Here is an 18629-nt window from a genome sequence, read left to right as displayed (position 1 = left end):
GAACTTTGGATGTTTTACTTGACAACGCAACTTTTGTTACCGGTTTTGAAGGCTCATGTGAGCCGGTTTTAGTCTGGCGGTCATAGCGAAGAGGTCACACCCGTTCCCATCCCGAACACGGTCGTTAAGCTCTTCTGTGCCGATGGTAATTGGGGGCTGTCCCCCTGTGAGAGTAGGTCACTGCCAGGCAATTGATGAGGGTGTCTCATAGTCAAAAAATTGATTTGAATCCCAAAATCTATGCATTATTTTGTTAGACGACTTGCTCGGTGGTTGAAATCCGATATTGAATCGGACTTCGACTACCGAGTTTTTCGTTGATTCTAGTTTTATTATACTTGATCCATCCCTGTATCCTACATTCCCAGAATGTATAACGATCATACCAAAAATCGCTGTAAATTCACTTGTACAGCGGTTTTTCTATTGACTTTTTGTCTGGAAAGATCGATCAACACCGGTTTTTAAATTACATGAGCAGTAATCCAGCTCTGTGTATCTATGGATAAAAAGGCTTTGACATAGGCGTATTGGCTACATGGTAATACGGATACAAAGACATAGGCAGTGATGGTTTGTCCTGTGACATAATCACTAACGGGGTGTAAAAACCGGCAAAACTGCTGATAACTGTAAGGAATTTCTTGGTGCTGTCTGCAGGATTCAACATATTCATGCCAGAGTAGAGACATTGTCACACTACTTCGGGTCATCTCCTGACGAAGATAAACTACAATCTGGTTATTTTCTCAAATCCGATTGATGTTTTTCGGGAAAGAGGATGTCCTGAAGTTCAGAATCAGCCATATCCTTCTCCAATGGCCACGAGACTCTTTTCTCTCTGGCCTGTTCCTAAGATGGCACGGACAGGTTGATACTATGGTATGGTAGTTTCAATGTTGAGGTATTCATATCCAATCCAAATTATTCGTACAGAGCGATGATAAAACAGTTATCCAATAGGGGCACAGTACATGGGATTGAAGTTCAAATTGAAAAATAGACAAATTTTTGAAAGATGACGCCGGGGCGGCAAAGAGCGTATGTTCTTTATTTTTCCCAAGCCAAAAGATCGGCAACACGCGTGTCACGGGTTGAAAAATCGGTGCTGAATATTCTCAATGGAAAAGGCTTAAATGATTGAGTTGGTGGATCATCTCAAAAGCAGCCTAACTGCGATGGCTCGCACAAGCATTTTCAATAAACACAAAAAGGGCAGCCCTGTTTGACAGCGGCTGTCCTTCATGACATCGAATTACTTTTGTTTTGCGTTTGTCTCCGGGTTCAGCTGCAACGATGGGACACGGTTGAACAGAGCATACGCGGCGATGCCGAGGACGAAGCCGATCAGGGCGAACGGTACCCAAGCGAAGCCGAGATTAAAGAGCGGTAAATAGCTGCTTGCGAAGTGAACCAGCGATTGAATCGGTGCCGTCTGCTTCAAGATCGGTGGCAGGGCGTTGATCGTGTCAAATAACGCCGGAATCAAGGTGAAGGCCGTGGTTACTCGGTAAACGATCGGCGATTTTTTGAACAATGGTGACAGGATTGATAAGAGAATTACCGTGATCGCGAGCGGGTACAGAAGCATCAAGATCGGCAGTGACCAGGAGATAATTTGTGTTAAGCCGACATTGGCAATGATGAACGAAATGGCGCATGTAAAACGCAGGAACGTTAAATAACTGATCCTCGGGAACTGCTTATGGAAATCCTGGGCAAAGGCGGTGACTAGGCCCATTGCGGTGGTGAGGCAGGTGACGGTAGCCAAAGTGGCCAAGATGGCGCTGCCCACTGCGCCCATGTAATGATTCGCAATTTGGGCGAAAGCGATCCCGCCGTTTTCCGAAAGTTTAAAGTTTGCCAGACTCATGGCGCCAATCAGAATCATGCCAAGGTAAATGAGTGCTTCAAAACCGATGCAAATGATTCCGGATTTTGCGGTTGCCGCAGCGATGGATTTGGGGTTGCGGACACCCATCAGTTTAATGGACGTAATGATGGTGACACCGAAAGCGAGACCGGCCAAAGCATCCATCGTGTTATAGCCTTCGAGGAAACCGTTTGTCAGCGCGGCGTGCACATAGTCGCTCGTCGCTGCTGCTTGTCCGGCATCTCCCATCGGCTTGAGAAAAGCGAATAAGAAAATAATGAATAACAAGATTAAGAACAGGGGATTCAGCAGTTTGCCGATGACGTCGATAATACGCGATTCTCTGCGTGATAAGAAATAGGTCAGTGTGAAAAAGGCGGCAGAGTAGACGAGCAGCCAGATCCATGTTTGGTTTGCCAGAATATATGGCGCAAAGCCAAGTTCAAACGGTACCGTGGCTGTACGCGGCGTGGCAAACATCGGTCCCAGCGTGGCGTGAACCAAAATGAGAAAGATCAGTGCGTAATGACGGCCAATTGGTCGGGCGATATCATAGATTCCTTCACTCTGGGTGATGCTGATGGCGATGATCGAAAGCAGCGGCAGCAGTGTGCCGGAAAGCAGGAAACCGATCGCGGCGGGAAACCAATTGCCGCCTGCCAGTTGGCCGAGATGCAGTGGAAAAATTAAATTGCCGGCACCAAAGAACATGCCGAAAAGCAGTGATCCGATCGTTAGATAGTTAATGAATGTCAGCTTGGATTGCTGATTCTCTGTGTTCATGTGTAAACTCCTCCTTGAAAATGGTAAAAATAAAAACGCCCTTTAAAAGCATCATCATGCTTTTAAAGGGCGTTGGAATACGCGTTACCACCTTTGTTTGCGGCGCCATCACTGGCTTACCGCCTCACCACGTACTGCCGACATTGACGTCGGCAAGACGCTGGCACTGTAACGGGTGCTGCCGTTGAACACTTCATTCCTCGAATGTCGCATTCACCGCTCAAGGGCTACTTTCACTTTTAGTTAAGCCTGCTTCCTTTGCACCGGACGAAGCTCGCTGTTAGGTTAAATAAAAGTTACTCTCCCCATCATTGCATTTAGTTGTTCACGAATCTTGAAAGTGTTTTTACTTTATACTCTTTTTGAACAACTGTCAATGGGAGAATTATGAAAATTTTAGATGATTCAATAGTTCTGAGAGTCTAGTTACAGGCTGTCGGTTACCAGTACTATGTGATCCATTCATCCCCACTGACCAGAAGAACGTCAGAAATGAAGAAAAATTCTAAGTGTGCTATTTTTCAAAAACGTACATAATGTACGTTTATTTGATTTCATATTATAATTGGAGGTGAGGAGGGGTGATTATGCAGGATACATTACAAGCAACCCAAGTAAGAAAAGACTTTAGCCGATTTGTTGATGCAGTCATTCATGATAAACCTCAGGCAGTGAAACGTAATCACGATGTTTTTTGGTCTCTGTCTCAAACGATGATGACGGAAGTTTTTTCTGGTTATACATTTGCCTTGGAGTATGAACAAGAGGGTGACGGTTCATTAGTTGGTTCTTTGCTCCCGATTCAAGACATTGTTGTTTATGGAAAATCAGTGAACGATCTACTTGATGATGCAGCAACTCAATTAGTCGAGTATGCCCAAGATTATTACGCTCACTTTGATAAATATTACCATGCCCCCAATAGGAAATCTCATCTTCCATACGTTTTGAATGTATTGTCTCAACAAGATAGTGACGGAGTAAGAAAACTGATCCATGCCTAAGTGGAAGGATCTTCGAAGATATTTGGAAAACGATGATTATGTTTTCCTGAGACATGGATCAAGAGATGATATTTACGAGAAAGTGTTAGAAAATGGGGATGTTTTACGGGTTCGAGTGTACTTGTGTTTACAGAACATAAACAAGAGGTAGACTGATCAGTTCTGCAGATCTTATCAAGTCCTAATTACCTGAACAGCCTACATCATAATAAATCTGGTGATCCCTATGAATAACCGACAGCGTTTGCTATGCCTCCTGAATATTTTACAAAAATATTCAGATGAAGAGAACATGCTTGATCTTGAAACAATAAATAATAAATTTATTGAGCTTTACGATGAGACCATTCCATATAAGACGCTTAGAAAAGATTTGTCTGAATTGGGAAACTCTGTTTTTTTTAATGTGGACGTGTATCATGAGAAAGAAGGTACCAAAAACTATTATCGTATTCAGGATCGCCTGTTCGAAATTCAGGAATTAAGGATGCTTGTGGATGCGGTGTCTTCCGCCAAATTCATATCTCGGCGGGATTCAGATCAGCTTATTGAAAAAATCAGAAAGTTAACCAGTATCCCATCAGCTGTTCAGTTGGAAAACCATATATTACTGGAAGAAAATGAGCAGAGAGATAGTCAGCAAGTGAAGTATGCAATTTTTATGTTGCACAATGCTATTTTCAGACATCAATATATTCAGTTTAAATATGGTAATTATGATGTCACAAAAACTTTCACTCTGCACCATGATGGTGATGAATACCTTATCAAACCGCTTTGCCTTGTCTGGAATAATGATTTTTATTATTTAATCGGCGAGCACTTGCAGGAAATAACCAAGAAAACAAATAACAATGTGAAGGTGTCGCAGATCCGGCATTATCGTGTTGATCGAATGAGGCAGGTTGATAAAATAGATGAGCATTTTATCACAGATCCCAATTTTAATCTTAATCAATATGTGAACCGGCTATTCTTTATGTACTCCGGTGTGGAACGACATATAGAAATTCAATTTGATAATCATTTGATCAATGTCGTCATCGATCGGTTTGGATTAGACATCGATATCCGCCCGGCAGGAGATCATGTCTTTCGAATCAGCACGGAAGCGGTGTATAGTGATGGACTTGTACGTTGGCTTCTGACCTGGGGGAGCGATGCCAAAGTGATTGCACCCACGGAGCTCGCTGAACGTATGAAGTCTGAAGCACTAAAAATGTATCAGCAATATTAATAAGTTAAAGACATGCGAGTAAAAAAGAAGTGCTAACTAAGAATGTACACCGTTGCTAAAAAAGGGAATGGTATATTTTTTTAAAGGAATATACTACAAATATACGGAAAATATTGCAAAAGAGAGGGAGGTTTCATCGTTATTTCTTTCTAAATGTGGCTTTAGCGATTGGAAATACAAAAAAGATAAACTATGCTCTTGAAAATACAAAAACTACCCCTTATTACAGGTATCGTATCATTGAAAATAGTGGAATAAACTGATGATCTTCACTATAAGACGAGGTGTTCAGAAAATGACAAATAGTTTATGGAAGCCAGATGAAAGAGTCAACGCAAAGTTTGATGTGGATGATTCGAATGAAGCGACTTATCGCTATACTTTTAGCTGTGCATGGGATGATACAAGGGGGAAGGTCACTTTTGTCATGTTGAATCCGAGCACTGCAGATAAGATATACAGTGATCCAACATTACGCCGATGCGCTAATTTTTCGAAAAGTTGGGGTTACGGCGGTTTTTACGCAGTCAATTTATTTGCTTATAGAGCCACAAGTCCTAAAGAATTGAAAAATGCTGCAGCTAAGGGTGTAGATCTGGTTGGAAAGGATAATGATCGGTATATTATAGAGTGTGCTAAAAAGGGAGTTAAGGTAGTGTTTTCCTGGGGTCAATCTTTTAAAGGAAATTTGTTCTCGCATCGGGTCAACGAAGTTCGTCAGTTACTTCCCGAGATTGATCCGTATTGCATCGAATTAACAAAAGATGGGATTCCTCGGCATCCACTAATGTTGAAAGCCGGACTTGGACTTAAAAAGTTTATATAAAAAATTTAATTCATTGGAATTTACCAGGCGGCAACTTCTTACAGCTGTCTTTGATCGACTCTCTCAATAATTTTTCTTGTACCGAGTTGTAGGAGGTGAAAAAAGTGAAGAAAATCTTAATATTAGTTAATTTCTGCATTTTACTAATATTTGTTTCATCATGCGGTTATGTCTCAAATGACAATCACGTACAACAAGATAAATCTTCATATAACCAAACCATCAAAAATCAGTCAAGTCATCAAAAAAATAGTCAAAAAAGCAATAGTGAAGTCTATTCTCCGAAAATTAATTATAAAAAATTGGCTGGGAATTGGTTTAATTATTCTAATAAATATGTCATAATATTTCGGCAAGTTGGCGACCCAAAGTACGATCAAATACTCTTTGGAAAGATGCCAGAAGGTGCGGTTTTTGAAAAGGATGTTGTAATAAAAGGAAATCAGTTGATCATGAAAAAAAGTGATTTATTTGGAGAGGGGCTGTCAAAGCTCGGGAAGGTAAATGAAACAATGACTTTTTCAAAGAATATGAAGAAATTTACGCTAACACAGAATGGATCAAATTCGGCGTTATCAAACATATTAGGAGTCTATGAAAAGGTTACTGATAAACAATATAAATACTTGTCTGAAAAGTATTATAACGAAGTAAGTGGAACTACAGATACAGGGAAAAATCCATTGCCTATTAATTACAGGGAATTTTATAACTTTTATAATAATTATACTGAATATTATAAATCAAAGCACAATGTGCCTATTAGTTCTACACCAACTTCGTCGGGTGATATTAGTCCAGATATAAAAAAATTAGGCCATGGCAACATACAATTTTCAGTTGAAATAGACCCTAGTACAAATCGAATAAAAACAATAAAACTTGTATTGTTAAATAAAGAAGGAAAGTACCAAAGCATTGTCGATAACCCGGATTACTTATGGTTCTTAAGCACAGGTGTCACAGTTGCAAATGATCTTGGTGGGTTTACTAAAAGTAATGGCCCTGTACCTAATGTGAAAGACCCTGTTGAAGTTATTTCACATACAGTATCTCCTAATACTCATTCTCAAATTTACTCTTCAGAAGCAAATGCTGTTATGGATATCGAAGTTGACAATAATGGGAATGACACTATTACTTTTTATGGAAAATAAAAAATGCTAATATCGGTATAATTTTTCGTTTCCTAAGCCAGTGAACGGGAATTCTACTGAATCAATGTGTGATCTTTTCTTTCTTGATTCATTCACTGAATTAGTAATACCAAGCAAACCGAAATTGGTTGATGATGCGGCTGTAGCCGATTTATATATGTTGATTCTGGTTTCAAGTGAGGTGTGTTTAAAATGAAAAATTTTAAGAGGATTTATCTAATCTCATTTATTCTAATTAATGTCTATTTTCTTATGGGAGACTTACCTAGCGTTTCTCAACCTATTATTCTTGATCCGAATGCACCTGATAATTATTTAACTGGAGCATATGAAGGTACACTAACAATCATGCGAACAACAAATGCTTTGGGAACTTATTTTCTTGTGGATATAATTTTACTATCATTTTATTATTTGATTATACACTGGAAAAAAGAATAATATTATTTGTAAATTTCATATATGAATATTTAGAAACACTACTGTTAGATATTATTAGTTTTGAGTGTTGAATTGCTAATGAACTAATAACAATTGTAGACGAAAGAGTACTCAATCTCAAATGTCTCCTAAATAATCGTATGATAGAAGAAAGAGCACATCTTGTGGTGATAAATTAACGATTCAATCGATCACTTTTTCTCTCGCCTTATCGTCACACTTGTCCCTTTGTCGATTTCGGAATCAACATGAATGCTTAGTGAAAGTCGGTCGACAATTTCTTTTGCCAAGAAGAAGCCTAGACCGGTAGCTTTTTTGTCGCGGCGACCGTTGTAGCCGGTAAAACCGTGTTCAAACAGGCGTGGCAGATCTTCTTTTAAAATGCCGATGCCTGTGTCGCTGATTTGTATGGAGTCCGGAGCGATATGGATGCTGACCTTGCCTTGTTTGGTATATTTGACGGCGTTGCTAATGATTTGTTCAATGGCAAAAGAAAGCCACTTTTCGTCTGTGGTCCAGGATGCGTCGCCTTCGACGGTTACGCTCAGCCCTTTTCGGATAAACAGTGGGGCGAATTTGCGAACGATCGCCTGGACGAGCGGCTTGATCGGCACCTTTGTAAAACGGTAATCCGTCTGCTCATGGTTCAAGCGCAGGTAATGCAGCAGCATCTCCAGGTAGTTCTCTAACTGAAAGGTTTGCTCGTTCATTTCCTCAACTGTAAAATCTTGCGTCTGGCCCATTAAGTCAAGTGCAGAGAGCGGCACTTTCATCTGGTGGCTCCACATGCGCACCACGTCGGTTAAGTCCTCATCAAATTGTTTGATTCGAGCGATTTTATTTTCGTAGTATTCCTTTTGTTCATCAAGCAGCTTCAGCATATCTTTTTCAGCTTGCGACACGGGTTTCAAGTCAACCTGAGGAACGACTTGATTGAGGCGTTCTTTATGGCGGCGTTGAAATCGGTAATAATCATAGCTGCCGAAAATGACGAGGACAGTTGCTCCAAATAATAAGCTCGACCAGAAGGTACGCGTAGGCAGACCGCGCAGATAAAAGGTCAGTCCCATGACAGCCACGATCACCAAGACCGTATAAAAATAGTGCTTTCGTTCACGCCAGTACATAGCCGACACCTCGCACCGTTCCGATGTAATCGAATCCGATGACATTCAATTTTTTGCGCATGCGGGCAATGTTGACTTGCAGGGCATTGGCATCGATGTAGTCATCGGATTCCCAGAGTTTTGCGAGCAGTACGTCTTTGGAAACGGTTTGGTTGGGTTGCTCGAATAATGTGCGTAGCAACTTGGCTTCCGTTGGTGTCAAATCGACCCTGTCCTGCCCTTTTTTCAATTCTGTTCCCTCCAATATGAATCCGTTGAAGGTCAATTGCGCTTGAGAGAAATTGTAGGTTCGGCGCAGCAGAGCATTGATCTTTGCCTTCAATAATTCTACCGAAAACGGTTTTGTGACATAGTCGTCAGCTCCCATGTTCATTGCCATGACTTGGTTCATTTCATCATTAGCCGAACTGAGAAAGATAATTGGTGTTGTTGCGTGCTTTCGAAGTTCAGTTGTCCAGTAAAAGCCGTTAAAATAGGGTAGGGTAATGTCCATTAAGATCAAATCCGGCAGTGCTTCTTCAATTTCTTGGCGGACGCTGCGAAAGTTCTGTACGGAAACAACTGTGCATTCAGTCAGTGCTGATCGCAGCTGTTTCACCATTGCCGCGTCATCTTCTACAATAAATAGTTTTGTCATCAAAAATTCTCCTATAATGAGTGGCTACATTTATTCTACTGATTTTTACGGTTTGGGACAAATACGAAAAGGGTACCCGCAACCAGGATACCCTTTTATTTGTTACCGCTCTACAATCCGATAGTACGCGCGGCTCGTCTGTTTGTAGATAATGTAGTAAATGGCGGCTACGACAGCAATTGTTCCGGTGCTGGTCAGCAGAAGCAAACCGAATCGGGTTGTGCCGAATAAACTGATCAGTTTCTGAATCATGATGAAGGCGAAACCGAAATGGACGATGGCGACGGCAATTGGCATGAAGAACACAAGAAGGACCTGTGAGCGAATGGTTTGCCGCACTTCCTCACTGCTCAAACCGACTTCCTGAAGAATTTCGAAGCTGCGTTTATCCTGTTCCCCTTCAGAGATTTGTTTGTAGTAAATGATTAATGCGGTACCGAGAATAAAGGTGAAGCCCAAGATCAAACCGATGAACAGGAACCCGCCGGCAAAAGATAGGAGTTGCTCGTGCATGTCATCATAACGTTCAAAGGTCGGCGGCATACCCTCAGGTGTTGATTTTTTGTCTTGATTAATGTGCCGAATTGGTTTGTCACCGTTTGCTCGGTAGTCAGACAAAGCAGTTTGAAGAGTCTTCGCATCCGTTGTCGTCATATCCGCGCTGATCGTTGTCTCAAAACCAAGCTTGTTAGGACTGCCCATTGCTTTAGCCGCGTCATCTAAGATCGGCTGAATCTGTTCCTTGTTCGACACAATCAGAATCAGCCAGTTTGATGCTGTCATACTGATCGATGGAAAGTTTCGAATGCCACTAATCTTTGACTTGATTTCAAACGTGTGGTTTCCAAACGTCACTTTGTTCTCAATGAGGCTGCCCACTGCCGGATAGGCAATGGCCTCACTTCCTTTTAGATTAATCGTCCTCCCTGTCAGCCGTTCATATGTTTTTGCGGTCATAAAGTTCACGGAGGTAAGATCGGAAAGGTTTTGCTTATTTTTAAACGTTCCGTCTTTCATTGTTCCGATTAAACTGGGCGAAAGTTCATAGGAAATCTCATTTTTTAAAGATATTCCGTTTTTTTCAGCAACCTGTTCAATGAGCGCGGTGCTTCGCGGCTCTGTCGCGTGAATAGTGATGGTCGTGTTGCGAACAAAATGGTCGTCCAGAAATCCGTTGATACTGGAAAATAAACCGACCGTTGTCGCCAAGGTAACGAAGGTCATCGTGACCAAAATCGTAATGTTGGCGAGTCCGACCGCATTCTGTTTCATTCGATAAAGCATACTTGAAACGGTAATAAAATGCTTGGGTTGATAGTAATAGTGTTGGTTTTTTTTCTGCCGTTTGAGCAGCCAGATGGTAAAACTCATGTAGAACAGGAGCGTACCGAAGATGACAAACAGCACGGCGATAAAGAATTTCGTCAAGGCATCGAGCGGAGAGGCTACTGTAAGGGCAAGGTAATAACCGATCGCTAAAAAAATGATGCCGAGTAAAGCCAGAATGCCGCGCGACTTGGGCTCTTTTTCTCCTTTGCTCACATTGTGAAGCAGCTCCAGACTGGAGTGCCGATGGATTGAGCAGCTGCTGATAATCATGAGCAACAGATAGATACACGCAAACATGATGGTAACGATCCCAACCGCAAGTGGGCTCCACTGCAAGTCAAAGTAGTTTTCACCAACGAGATGAATGAGGAAAAGATAGAGAAACTTGGCAAGAATAATGCCTAAAATGGTTCCGATAACGACGGTCACAAGGAACATCATCAGCAGTTCCAGAATGGAAATTCGAGCAATATGCCGCTTTTTCAGACCAAGAATGTTGTAGAGACCAAATTCTTTCGTTCGTCTTTTAAGTAAAAATCGATAACTGTAAACCATAAAGATGGTCGCGAAGATGGTCAGGACGATCAAACCTAGGCCCAGCAGCATCGCGAAATTTCCCCATCCTGGCAGCTTTTTCAAACTCGGACTTAACAAAATTGTCGCGATCATCAGATTCATGAGAAACATTACAACACTTGAAAGGCCAAAGGGAAGGAAATTGCTCATGGATTGACGGATATTGCGACTGGCTAATTTCACGTAAAACAACTTATCTCACCTCTGTCCCGAGAAGATTGGTCATCGTCATGCTGATCTCTTGCATGAACTCGGCTGCCTCTCGTTTTGCGCGGTAAAGTTGATGGAAAATGCGGCCGTCTTTAATAAACAACACGCGTTTGGCGTGGCTTGCGGCGATCGCCGAGTGCGTGACCATCAAGATGGTCTGACCGGTTTCGTTGATCCCTTCAAGCAGAGCGAGCAAGCTTTCACTGTTCTTGAAATCAAGCGCCGCAGTTGGTTCATCGGCCAGGACAAGTTCCGGCTCGGTGATCAAGGCGCGGGCGATGGCGACGCGCTGTTTCTGACCGCCCGACAGTTCAAATGGCTGTTTGTTCAGCAGATCGGCAATGCTTAATTTTGGTGCTAGCTTTTCTAAACGTTGCTCCATCACGCGAACTTTTTGACGGCCAAGCACAAGCGGTAAGAATATGTTGTCGCGAACCGACAGCGTATCAAGTAGATTGAAATCCTGAAAAATAAAGCCCAGATGTTCGCGGCGAAACTCCGCCAGCTTGTTTTCTTTAATTTTCGTCACATCATGACCATTCAGGATAACGGATCCTGATGTCGGTTTATCTAGTGTAGCCAATGTGTTCAAAAGCGTTGTTTTTCCCGAACCGCTTTCGCCCATAATGGCGATGTACTCCCCGTCCTCGACGCTAAAGTTCACATCTTGTAAGGCAATTGTTTTTTCTTTACTGAATCGTGTCTGGAAAATTTTCTGCAAGTGATTGACTTGTAACAACATCATGCACGCTCCCTGTTCCTGTTTTAGATGATGAGCTTAGTATACAAGAGATTGCGCAACGCTCCCTTACAGGTCTGACCTCCAGTCTTACAGATTTGTCAGATTGAAGCAAGCATGATGGAGAATGGATCTGTGATCATGGGGTACCGGCAGCTCATTTATGTAGTCACATGCAGGAATCATTTCGCTTCTTCAAGAATAAAGTAAGAGAGAGGTGTTGCGACTTGCAAGGAACTGAAATTCCCCGCTTTAATTTTATTGAACTCGAAGAGGATCGGAAAGCCGATCATAAGGAACATTTCTATTTTGTAACAACAGATGTGGATGAGGCAGTTGAGCATTATCTTCATAAGGTGCGTGAACATCATCCGTTTTACATGACAATCAGTTCGGTTGACGGCCGGATCTGTGTAGCCAAATCACATGGACTCAGCAGTGACAAGACCAAACCGCGGATTATTCGAATGAATCCGAATTTGAACGAAAAAACATGCAACTATACATTGTTTACGAACAAATTTATTAGAACAGTTAAGAGAAAACTAATCTGATATGACTTTTGAGGCGGCCGAAAAGGTTTGCCTCTTTTTTTATTTTCAAGACTTCAGCAATTATTTCTTTTGTCATTAAAAATTTTTTTGAAATAAATAAATTCAACTTGGCTGAGCTGTGAATAATCAACAAAAAAACAGGTAAGAAGGTCTGACTACGTTCTTGCAGGATTCATTTGGCAGCTGTTATGATAGTAGTGCTAAAGGAGGTGCTGAATTATGGCTGAGGAATTGAGCATGATCATGCAGGCGATTAAAGAAGTTGACGCGAACGTCAAAGGCATGCGCGTTGAAATGGACGAGATGAAACAGGATATCGTTGAAATGAAGCAAGACATCGTTGAAATGAAACAAGACATCACAGATATTAAACGTGAGCTGAAAAAAACGAATCGGCGAATTGATGAGATGGGTGAGGATTTGTCCGACCAGATTAAAATGGTTCATGATGAATATTGGGAAACCCGTAAAGAAGTTCAGAAGATCAAAAAGAAAGTCGGCATATAATATAGCTTTTTTCCTTCTGCAAGTGAACAAATCCGTTCTATCTTGTTAATGATCCACATTTGGATTTTTCAGTTAGAATACCGAGAGTCTCATATTTTTGTTTTATTATAATTCAATTTTTTTCCTCGCTTCGTTAGATAAACCTTATTGTAATGGGCTAAACCTGCCTTATTGATCTTCTTTTTCATTTCCTGAAGCACATCATCAAATAGCTTGAACAGTCTTTCAGTACAAGCCCAGTCTCATTCATCATGTCGAAGCCCAACCACGGGTATCAGAATCAGGCTTTTTTGCTGTATCGGGATTCGAAATAATTAGACAATAGTGAATTTTTATGCTTAAATTTGTGGTAATGGTGACCTGTTTGTTGGGATGATATGAGGAGGAAGATCAGTGAACCATCTGCTGCCCGATTTTAACGATTTGCTTCATACGGATTTTGTCGTGACAACAGAGGAACGGTGGAATGAGTCTGCGCACAGTCAACGATTCAGCGTTGTTATTGTACAGCAGCAACCGTCGCAATTTCTCGTGCTGTCTCATCGCAATTATTCAATGGCTCAAAAGTACTGTATTCCTATCAATGAACTAACAGAATTTCGCGCTTACTGTATTCATAGTGATGATACGTGGACGACTCTTGAGGAGAAAATAAAGTGCTGTGATTATGTGGTCGTTATGCGCGATGGCGCAGTGATCGGTTATTTTAAAACCAGCGAACTTGCCTCGCGTGTTTTACAAGCCTATACATATCTTAAAGCCTATTACGATACGATACTGGAGACAACGGACAGTACGATTTCGGTGATTGATAAAAATATGGATACGGTGGTTTGGACAAGCGGTGCGGAGCGATTGTATTCGATTAAAAAGGAAGAAATTCTGGGCAAGCCGATGACTCAGTTCTTTCCTGAAAACCGTCTTGATAATCTTAAAATTCTCAACACAGGCAAGCAATTTTATCATAAACAGCACCAGCCTAGAGAAGATCTGTTTGTCCTCATTAACTCAAATCCGGTGAAATTAGACGGCAAAATTATCGGTGCTGTTTCCTGCGAACAAGATGTGACGTATCAGGCTCAGTTGACTAAAAAATTGACGAATGCAAAAGAGACAATCAATCATTTACAGAAACAAGTCTCGCGGATGGACCGTTCTGTTGATCCGTTTCGATCTATTAAGGGTTCGAGCGGGGCCTTGCAAAATACGATTGATCAGATCAAACAAGTGGGCGCGGCGAATGCGAAAGTGCTGCTTCTTGGTGAGTCAGGGGTTGGGAAGGAGCTATTCGCAAATGCGTTGCATGACTTGCGAACGCTTGGAACTGCTCCTTTTATCCCGATTAACTGTGGCGCGATCCCCGATGCGTTGTTCGAAAGCGAGCTTTTTGGTTATGAAAAAGGGGCATTTTCCGGCGCCAATCCTCTTGGCAGTAAAGGAAAATTTGAACTAGCGAAGGATGGAACACTCTTCTTAGACGAGATAGCTGAGCTTCCCCCTGAAATGCAGGTCAAGCTGCTCAGAGTTCTGCAGGAAGGAACATTTTACTCAGTGGGCGGGACAAAGCTCAAACACGCGGATTGTTCCATTATTGCGGCGACGAATAAAAACTTAAAAGAACGTGTTCATCAAGGAAAATTCAGAGAAGATCTGTATTACCGATTGAATATCATCACCATTACCATTCCTCCGTTAAGAGAGAGAGGCGAGGATATCATCGAATTAAGTCATCAGTTTCTCTATGAATTTGCGGAGAAGTATAGACGGTCATGCACGAGAATTCCAAAAGAAGTCATGATGGCGCTCATCGATTATTCTTGGCCGGGCAACATTAGAGAATTGCGAAATATAATCGAGCGGCTCGTTGTATTTTCAAGAGACGAAACGTTGAGTGTCGACGATTTACCCGTACAGATTCGCGAATCCAATCACCGAATTGGGATGACCGACCCCTTCTCACATAATCAGCCGTTCGAAAATCAACCGCCTGTTTCGTTGGATCATGCGATGAAAGAATGTCAGCAACAAACGATCAAGAAAGCATTGGAACATACCCATGAAAATAAAAACAAAGCTGCAGAGATTCTAGGAATATCTAGAACAACGCTTTATAATAAAATGCATCAGCTGGGCATTTCATAATCATTAGTCCATTTTTTTGAAGCAAAGGCACAAAGAATCTGAGATCAGGTTCTTTGTGCTTTTTTAACAAGCTTAAAAAAGTATAGTGTTTTGCCTTGTCGGTACGACGATAAGGTCATAAGATTCGGTTGGGCGATCAGGTAAGCGCCCAATCCGAGAAATAAACGGAAAAATTCCGCTTATTTAGAAAATAAACGAAAAAATCGCTTGAATAGACGGAGAAATTCCGCCTATCGAATCGAAAAGCGTGAAAATGGAGGTTTTTTCCGTACATAAGCGGAAAAATCACCCTTATTTACCTGTAAAACAAGCGCCAGGATGCATATAAGCGGAAAATCTCCGCTTATTTTACTCCGGCCGCGTTACTTAATCAAGGATCAAAATGATTTATTAGAAAACTTGGCTTCGCCAAGCCCCTGGCGAAGGCGAAGACTTAGTTGCGCTTACACTCGTTTCCTTGAATCTCTAATTTTTTTATACTTTTTTATCAGTGTTAGAAAACTTGGCTTCGCCAAGCCTCTGGCGAAGGCGAAGACTTAGTTGCGACGGCCATGGACGGCCTAGTGTCCGGTGAGCCGCAGGACGCGGCGTTTTTTCGGACCGCTTACACTCGTTTCCTTTAAATGTTTTCTTATACTTTCCTACCAGTGTGAACTAGAAATGTCTGTTCAAGACAAGGGTGATGCTTCAAAACGGTATTTGGATCAAAGGAGCTTTCTAAGTAAGGAGCTTTCGCTAAGTGGAATGGAACTTTCGCTATAAAGAGGAACTTTCGCTAATGACGCATAGGTCCTGCAAGCAACGCGAAAGTCACCACATCCTGTGGAAGTACGTCCTGTATGCAACGCGAAAGTCACCACATCCTGTGGAAGTAAGGAACGGGCGCCTGGTTTTCCCTACTATTTTATTGTCATATTATCTTACAAAATAATTCTTTCTGATGATCATCACAGCTTTCATGACACAAAAGTTAACAACGATGTGTCATAATTTTGAAACATGTATCAAAATCGGAACACTATTTTACAAGTATTTGTACAATTCAGTCCATTTATTGCGCTTTTTCATTTGGCACGTTTCTTGCTTGGAGTAATATAACCATGTTTTTTTAACACTTGGCAACTTGTGATTCTAACAGGAAAGGAGCCGATCAGATGGAGTGCTGCAAAAGCCTGTTCGCTATTGATTCTCACACTTTGGGCGAACCGACCCGAATTATTGTGAGCGGTTTTCCCGAGGTGGACGGTGAATCCATGATGGAAAAGAAAAGAAATTTGCAGAAAAACTTTGATCATCTTCGCCGAGCCATCATTGATGAACCCCGTGGGCATCGTAATATGTTCGGAGCTATTCTTATGAAACCAACGCGCAAAGAAGCGGATCTTGGAGTCGTGTTCATGGACAGCGGCGGCTATCTTAATATGTGCGGACATGGTTCGATCGGTGTCGCAACCGTTGCAGTCGCTCGAGGACTTGTTCCCGTCACGGAACCCTATACACATGTTGTGCTTGAGTCACCGGCAGGCCTGATTCACACGAAAGTTAAGGTGAAGCGCGGCAAAGTGAAGGAGACGACAATTGTCAATGTTCCCTCTTTCCTGTTTCAAAAAGATGCGGAAATTACGATACCTGGATGGGGAACGATCAAGTTGGACATTGCATTTGGTGGTAACTTTTTTGCTCTCGTTGATACGCAAAAGATTGGCATTCCAATGGATCAGAGCTGTTTAAGTCAATTTATAGAGACCGGGGCTGCTGTCCGTGCAGCAGTTAATCGTCAGGTTCAAGCTGTCCATCCAATCCTTGAGGATATCCATTCTGTTGACCTGGTTGAATTTTTTCAAACGGATCAGGAAACGAAGACAATGAGAAATATTGTTGTTTTCGGTGACAATCAGGTGGATCGTTCACCATGCGGCACGGGAACAAGTGCCAAAATTGCCTCGCTCTGCGCAAGGGAAAAATTGAGGCTCGGTGAATCCTTTGTCAGCGAGAGTATCACAGGCACAAAATTTATTGGTCGGGCAGTGAGAAGCACAATGGTCGGAAGCTATGCAGCGATTATTCCGGAAATCACCGGTAGGGCTTATTTGACGGGTGAAAATAAACTCCTTTTTGATCATGAAGATCCCTTTGAATTTGGTTTTAGTTTGCAAGAGACACAGGGAAGGAGCGACCGCGTTGAATCGGGACTATAAGCTTCTTCTAAAACAACACATTGGAAAACCGGATATTCCCTGCGTGCAAGAGGGAGATTGGGTCGAGCGAGGGGAACGCATCGCGCTTGTTGACGGCAGAGGAGCTGATCTGCATGCAAGTGTTTCAGGCACGGTGATTAAAGTCGATTCAGAGAATATCGTTATCCGTGGGGAAAAGCCGGAGCATGATGTATTTAAGCCGCTTCCACCCGGAGATCTTAGGGAACGCATAAGTTCTGCCGGGATTGTCGGTATGGGCGGTGCAGGATTTCCTACCGGAATTAAGCTAAATCAGGAGATTAACGGCGGGACAGTGATTGCGAACGCCGCGGAATGCGAACCGATTCTGAATCACAATGTGACGCAAATTGAGGCCAATCCTGATGAGGTTTACCGTGGGTTGCTTTACGCCATGGAAGCGGTCGGCGCGGCAAGCGGCATCATTGCGATTAAAGCAAAGCATCGACAAGCCATAGCTCAAATAGAAAAGGTGATCCGGGATGAGCGTATTACCGTTTTCCCGTTGCGCGATTTGTATCCAATTGGCGAGGAACGCGCGTTAATCCGCGATACTCTTGGCGTCCTTCTTCCTCCTGAAGCGCGTGCGATCACGGCGAATACGATCATCATCAATACGGAAACCCTGTCGCGCGTCACCCAGGCTGTGGAGCTCGGACGTCCTGTTCTCTCGAAAAATATTACGGTTGCCGGCAGGCTGAGCGGCGGACCAAAGGCTCAAGTTTTCATGGATGTACCGATTGGCACGCGTGTCGGTGATCTGATTGAAGCTGCCGGCGGTATCGACGGCGACTACGGCGAAATCATTATGGACGGTCCATTCATGGGACATAGTGTCACACCGGACGATGTGGTCACGAAAACGACCGGAGGCATTATCGTGACGATGCCCTTTCTTCAGGCAAAAGCTCCCCTCGGCTTATTAGTTTGCGCATGCGGTGCTAGTGAAGCACGCATGCGGGAGTTGGCGAAAAAAATGGGCGCAGAGGTTGCCGGAGTCGAGACATGCAAGCATGCCGTTTATGCGCGCGGATCGCTGAAATGCCGGAATCCGGGTGTCTGTCCCGGCCAGGCAGATCGTGTGCTTCGACTGAGAAAAGCCGGTGCCGGAGCGCTGCTCATCGGTAACTGCAGCGATTGCAGCAATACGGTGATGTCACTAGCACCGAAGTTACACATCCCGGTGAATCATGTCACGGACAATGCCATGCGTGCCATGAATTTACATCTGATTCGCAAATTGCAAAAATGAAGTTCATTTTATCTATAAA

16 protein-coding genes, 1 rRNA gene, 1 pseudogene and 1 other annotated feature are annotated in these 18629 nt (G+C 42.7%); of the genes and pseudogenes, 12 read left to right on the top strand and 6 right to left on the bottom strand.

Annotated features, from left to right (window positions below; translation table 11 throughout):
- Positions 1–72 precede the first annotated feature (72 nt).
- A 5S ribosomal RNA gene (gene rrf / locus AC1MBV_RS13850) occupies positions 73–189 on the top strand.
- A 275-nt stretch (positions 190–464) separates the two neighbouring features.
- Here rrf and AC1MBV_RS13845 read toward each other — a convergent pair.
- Complete coding sequence (locus AC1MBV_RS13845) at positions 465–692, bottom strand: hypothetical protein (RefSeq protein ID WP_480948531.1); 228 nt, start codon at positions 690–692, stop codon at positions 465–467.
- Between the two features lie 326 nt (positions 693–1018).
- Here AC1MBV_RS13845 and AC1MBV_RS13840 point away from each other — a divergent pair.
- Positions 1019–1144 (top strand): annotated as a pseudogene (locus AC1MBV_RS13840) (YdeI/OmpD-associated family protein); the annotation flags it as partial.
- 111 nt (positions 1145–1255) lie between these two features.
- On the opposite strand, the gene brnQ reads toward AC1MBV_RS13840, so the two are convergent.
- A complete protein-coding gene (gene brnQ, locus AC1MBV_RS13835; protein ID WP_480948530.1) occupies positions 1256–2656 on the bottom strand; it encodes a branched-chain amino acid transport system II carrier protein in 1401 nt (466 codons plus the stop codon).
- A 62-nt stretch (positions 2657–2718) separates the two neighbouring features.
- Positions 2719–2977 (bottom strand) — a binding site (T-box leader).
- A 266-nt stretch (positions 2978–3243) separates the two neighbouring features.
- Here brnQ and AC1MBV_RS13830 point away from each other — a divergent pair.
- From AC1MBV_RS13830 to AC1MBV_RS13810, 5 genes are all read left to right on the top strand, one after another.
- Positions 3244–3660 carry a hypothetical protein gene (locus AC1MBV_RS13830; protein ID WP_480948529.1) on the top strand — a complete coding sequence of 139 codons (417 nt, stop codon included), beginning with the start codon at positions 3244–3246 and terminating at the stop codon, positions 3658–3660.
- A 226-nt stretch (positions 3661–3886) separates the two neighbouring features.
- Positions 3887–4897 (top strand): helix-turn-helix transcriptional regulator, encoded by a 1011-nt coding sequence (locus tag AC1MBV_RS13825; protein WP_480948528.1) that lies wholly within the window; start codon positions 3887–3889, stop codon positions 4895–4897.
- A gap of 295 nt (positions 4898–5192) precedes the next feature.
- Positions 5193–5723, top strand: a complete 531-nt coding sequence (locus tag AC1MBV_RS13820; RefSeq protein ID WP_480948527.1) for a DUF1643 domain-containing protein — start codon at positions 5193–5195, stop codon at positions 5721–5723.
- A gap of 104 nt (positions 5724–5827) precedes the next feature.
- Positions 5828–6880 carry a hypothetical protein gene (locus AC1MBV_RS13815; protein ID WP_480948526.1) on the top strand — a complete coding sequence of 351 codons (1053 nt, stop codon included), beginning with the start codon at positions 5828–5830 and terminating at the stop codon, positions 6878–6880.
- A 192-nt stretch (positions 6881–7072) separates the two neighbouring features.
- Positions 7073–7321 (top strand): hypothetical protein, encoded by a 249-nt coding sequence (locus AC1MBV_RS13810; protein WP_480948525.1) that lies wholly within the window; start codon positions 7073–7075, stop codon positions 7319–7321.
- 191 nt (positions 7322–7512) lie between these two features.
- On the opposite strand, the gene AC1MBV_RS13805 is transcribed toward AC1MBV_RS13810, so the two are convergent.
- The 4 genes from AC1MBV_RS13805 to AC1MBV_RS13790 form a co-directional block, all read right to left on the bottom strand.
- Positions 7513–8493, bottom strand: a complete 981-nt coding sequence (locus tag AC1MBV_RS13805; RefSeq protein WP_480948524.1) for a sensor histidine kinase — start codon at positions 8491–8493, stop codon at positions 7513–7515.
- Positions 8435–9085 (bottom strand): response regulator transcription factor, encoded by a 651-nt coding sequence (locus AC1MBV_RS13800; RefSeq protein WP_480948523.1) that lies wholly within the window; start codon positions 9083–9085, stop codon positions 8435–8437. Before AC1MBV_RS13800 ends, AC1MBV_RS13805 begins: the two co-directional genes overlap by 59 nt.
- A 102-nt stretch (positions 9086–9187) precedes the next feature.
- Entirely contained in the window at positions 9188–11173 is a 1986-nt protein-coding gene (locus AC1MBV_RS13795) for an FtsX-like permease family protein (protein ID WP_480948522.1), read from the bottom strand.
- A 10-nt stretch (positions 11174–11183) separates the two neighbouring features.
- Complete coding sequence (locus AC1MBV_RS13790) at positions 11184–11942, bottom strand: ABC transporter ATP-binding protein (protein WP_480948521.1); 759 nt, start codon at positions 11940–11942, stop codon at positions 11184–11186.
- Positions 11943–12166: 224 nt separating this feature from the next.
- On the opposite strand from AC1MBV_RS13790, the gene AC1MBV_RS13785 reads away from it, so the two are divergent.
- From AC1MBV_RS13785 to prdC, 5 genes are all read left to right on the top strand, one after another.
- Positions 12167–12493, top strand: a complete 327-nt coding sequence (locus AC1MBV_RS13785) for a hypothetical protein (protein WP_480948520.1) — start codon at positions 12167–12169, stop codon at positions 12491–12493.
- 219 nt (positions 12494–12712) lie between these two features.
- The gene (locus AC1MBV_RS13780) at positions 12713–13000 is read left to right on the top strand and encodes a coiled-coil domain-containing protein (RefSeq protein ID WP_480948519.1); all 288 of its coding nucleotides are present in this window, start codon (positions 12713–12715) and stop codon (positions 12998–13000) included.
- Positions 13001–13393: 393 nt separating this feature from the next.
- Positions 13394–15142: a sigma-54 interaction domain-containing protein gene (locus AC1MBV_RS13775; protein WP_480948518.1), complete on the top strand. Its 1749-nt coding sequence runs from the start codon at positions 13394–13396 to the stop codon at positions 15140–15142.
- A gap of 1154 nt (positions 15143–16296) precedes the next feature.
- Positions 16297–17340 (top strand): proline racemase family protein, encoded by a 1044-nt coding sequence (locus AC1MBV_RS13770; protein ID WP_480948517.1) that lies wholly within the window; start codon positions 16297–16299, stop codon positions 17338–17340.
- Entirely contained in the window at positions 17324–18610 is a 1287-nt protein-coding gene (prdC, locus tag AC1MBV_RS13765; protein WP_480948516.1) for a proline reductase-associated electron transfer protein PrdC, read from the top strand. Before AC1MBV_RS13770 ends, prdC begins: the two co-directional genes overlap by 17 nt.
- Positions 18611–18629 lie beyond the last annotated feature (19 nt).

The organism is Sporolactobacillus sp. PKPK-6 (genome assembly GCF_056678885.1).
Note: the sequence above shows the minus strand (reverse complement) of the source record. Positions and strands in the feature narration are given on the sequence as shown.

Coding starts and splice junctions, on each gene's coding strand:
- AC1MBV_RS13845 (WP_480948531.1), bottom strand. CDS start 692: ATGTCTCTACTCTGGCATGAATATGTTGAATCCTGCAGACAGCACCAA.
- brnQ (WP_480948530.1), bottom strand. CDS start 2,656: ATGAACACAGAGAATCAGCAATCCAAGCTGACATTCATTAACTATCTA.
- AC1MBV_RS13830 (WP_480948529.1), top strand. CDS start 3,244: ATGCAGGATACATTACAAGCAACCCAAGTAAGAAAAGACTTTAGCCGA.
- AC1MBV_RS13825 (WP_480948528.1), top strand. CDS start 3,887: ATGAATAACCGACAGCGTTTGCTATGCCTCCTGAATATTTTACAAAAA.
- AC1MBV_RS13820 (WP_480948527.1), top strand. CDS start 5,193: ATGACAAATAGTTTATGGAAGCCAGATGAAAGAGTCAACGCAAAGTTT.
- AC1MBV_RS13810 (WP_480948525.1), top strand. CDS start 7,073: ATGAAAAATTTTAAGAGGATTTATCTAATCTCATTTATTCTAATTAAT.
- AC1MBV_RS13805 (WP_480948524.1), bottom strand. CDS start 8,493: ATGTCATCGGATTCGATTACATCGGAACGGTGCGAGGTGTCGGCTATG.
- AC1MBV_RS13800 (WP_480948523.1), bottom strand. CDS start 9,085: ATGACAAAACTATTTATTGTAGAAGATGACGCGGCAATGGTGAAACAG.
- AC1MBV_RS13790 (WP_480948521.1), bottom strand. CDS start 11,942: ATGTTGTTACAAGTCAATCACTTGCAGAAAATTTTCCAGACACGATTC.
- AC1MBV_RS13780 (WP_480948519.1), top strand. CDS start 12,713: ATGGCTGAGGAATTGAGCATGATCATGCAGGCGATTAAAGAAGTTGAC.
- AC1MBV_RS13770 (WP_480948517.1), top strand. CDS start 16,297: ATGGAGTGCTGCAAAAGCCTGTTCGCTATTGATTCTCACACTTTGGGC.